Genomic DNA, 3,007 nt, shown 5'->3' with positions numbered 1-3,007 from the left:
TTGTTCCTTGAAAACTGAAGATTCATCAAGACATCAAACCAATTAATTTCACATATGGTCCGTGAGGACCGTGTGTCTTAGACGCTAGATCAAGGTAGAAAGGGCGTACGGTGGATGCCTTGGCACTAGGAGCCGATGAAGGACGCGACGAACAGCGAAATGCCCTGGGGAGTGGTAAGTACACATTGATCCAGGGGTATCCGAATGGGGGAACCCACCGCCGGGAGACTGGCGGGACACCCGTGTGAATACATAGCACGGCGTGAGGCAAACCCGGGGAACTGAAACATCTAAGTACCCGGAGGAAGAGAAAGAAAATTCGATTCCCTGAGTAGCGGCGAGCGAAACGGGAACAGCCCAAACCAGGAAGCATGCTTCCTGGGGTTGTAGGACACTCTATACGGAGTTACAAAGGGATAGGATAGGTGAACGACCTGGAAAGGTCGGCCAGAGAAGGTGACGGCCCTGTAGCCGAAATCGTATCCCCTCCAGAGTGGATCCTGAGTACGGCGGGACACGTGAAACCCCGTCGGAATCCGGGAGGACCATCTCCCAAGGCTAAATACTTCCTAGTGACCGATAGTGAACCAGTACCGTGAGGGAAAGGTGAAAAGCACCCCGGAAGGGGAGTGAAACAGATCCTGAAACCGTATGCCTACAAGTAGTCAGAGCCCGTTAACGGGTGATGGCGTGCCTTTTGTAGAATGAACCGGCGAGTTACGATGGCGGGCGAGGTTAAGCCGATGAGGCGGAGCCGCAGCGAAAGCGAGTCTGAATAGGGCGCATCAGTCCGTCGTCGTAGACCCGAAACCAGGTGATCTACCCATGTCCAGGATGAAGGTCAGGTAACACTGACTGGAGGTCCGAACCCACGCACGTTGAAAAGTGCGGGGATGAGGTGTGGGTAGCGGTGAAATGCCAATCGAACCTGGAGATAGCTGGTTCTCCCCGAAATAGCTTTAGGGCTAGCCTCGAGGTGAAGAGTTCCGGAGGTAGAGCACTGATTGGACTAGGGGCCCCCACAGGGTTACCGAATTCAGTCAAACTCCGAATGCCGGCAACTTGTACTCGGGAGTCAGACTGCGAGTGATAAGATCCGTAGTCGAAAGGGAAACAGCCCAGACCATCAGCTAAGGTCCCCAAGTGTATGTTAAGTGGAAAAGGATGTGGCGTTGCACAGACAACTAGGATGTTGGCTTAGAAGCAGCCATCATTCAAAGAGTGCGTAATAGCTCACTAGTCGAGTGACGCCGCGCCGAAAATGTAACGGGGCTAAACATACCACCGAAGCTATGGATCCCGTAAGGGATGGTAGGGGAGCGTTCCAAGCAGCAGTGAAGCGGTATCGTGAGGAGCCGTGGAGCGCTTGGAAGTGAGAATGCCGGTGTGAGTAGCGAAAAGAGGGGTGAGAATCCCCTCCGTCGAAAGCCCAAGGTTTCCTGAGGAAGGCTCGTCCGCTCAGGGTTAGTCTGGACCTAAGCCGAGGCCGAAAGGCGTAGGCGATGGACAACAGGTTGATATTCCTGTACCGCCGTACCACCGTTTGAACGATGGGGGGACGCAGAAGGATAAGGTAACCGTGCGACTGGAAGTGCACGGACAAGCAGCGAGGCCGTCGGGTTGGCAAATCCGCCCGACACACAAGGCTGAGCTGTGACGTGGAGCCCGTAGGGCGAAGTACCGGATTTCACGCTGCCAAGAAAAGCCTCTAGTAAGGAGGTCGGCGCCAGTACCGTAAACCGACACAGGTAGGCGAGATGAGAATTCTAAGACGCGCGGGATAACTCTCGTTAAGGAACTCGGCAAAATGGTCCCGTAACTTCGGGAGAAGGGACGCTTATGGCAACATAAGCCGCAGTGAATAGGCCCAAACGACTGTTTAGCAAAAACACAGGTCTCTGCTAAATCGCAAGATGAAGTATAGGGGCTGACGCCTGCCCGGTGCTGGAAGGTTAAGGGGATGTGTCATCGCAAGAGAAGCACTGAACCGAAGCCCCAGTAAACGGCGGCCGTAACTATAACGGTCCTAAGGTAGCGAAATTCCTTGTCGGGTAAGTTCCGACCCGCACGAAAGGCGTAACGATTTGGGCACTGTCTCAACGAGAGACCCGGTGAAATCATAGTACCTGTGAAGATGCAGGTTACCCGCGACAGGACGGAAAGACCCCATGGAGCTTTACTACAGCCTGATATTGAGGCTTTGTACGCGATGTACAGGATAGGTGGGAGTTTGTGAAGCCGGAGCGCCAGCTTCGGTGGAGACACCCTTGGGATACCACCCTTTGCGTATAGAGTCTCTAACTCGCAGCCGTGATCCGGCTGGAGGACCGTGTCAGGTGGGTAGTTTGACTGGGGCGGTCGCCTCCTAAACAGTAACGGAGGCGCCCAAAGGTTCCCTCAGAATGGTTGGAAATCATTCGAAGAGTGCAAAGGCAGAAGGGAGCTTGACTGCGAGACCTACAAGTCGAGCAGGGACGAAAGTCGGGCTTAGTGATCCGGTGGTTCCGCATGGAAGGGCCATCGCTCAACGGATAAAAGCTACCCTGGGGATAACAGGCTGATCTCCCCCAAGAGTCCACATCGACGGGGAGGTTTGGCACCTCGATGTCGGCTCATCGCATCCTGGGGCTGGAGTAGGTCCCAAGGGTTGGGCTGTTCGCCCATTAAAGCGGTACGCGAGCTGGGTTCAGAACGTCGTGAGACAGTTCGGTCCCTATCCGTCGTGGGCGCAGGAAATTTGAGGAGAGCTGTCCTTAGTACGAGAGGACCGGGATGGACGCACCGCTGGTGTACCAGTTGTTCCGCCAGGAGCATCGCTGGGTAGCTACGTGCGGACGGGATAAGTGCTGAAAGCATCTAAGCATGAAGCCCCCTCCGAGATGAGATTTCCCTTTGAGCAATCAAGAAAGACCCCTCAGAGACGATGAGGTAGATAGGTCATGGGTGGAAGCACGGCGACGTGTGGAGCTGAATGATACTAATCGGTCGAGGCTTTGATCTAGTCTAA

General features: G+C 54.6%; 1 rRNA gene. It reads left to right on the top strand.

Going from position 1 to position 3,007, the window contains the following annotated elements:
• Positions 1-87 precede the first annotated feature (87 nt).
• A 23S ribosomal RNA gene (locus KNP78_RS15475) occupies positions 88-3,001 on the top strand.
• Positions 3,002-3,007 lie beyond the last annotated feature (6 nt).

Source organism: Exiguobacterium sp. s28 (genome assembly GCF_018618135.1).
In the GTDB taxonomy this organism is placed as follows: Bacteria; Bacillota; Bacilli; order Exiguobacteriales; family Exiguobacteriaceae; genus Exiguobacterium; species Exiguobacterium mexicanum_A.
Note: the sequence above shows the minus strand (reverse complement) of the source record. Positions and strands in the feature narration are given on the sequence as shown.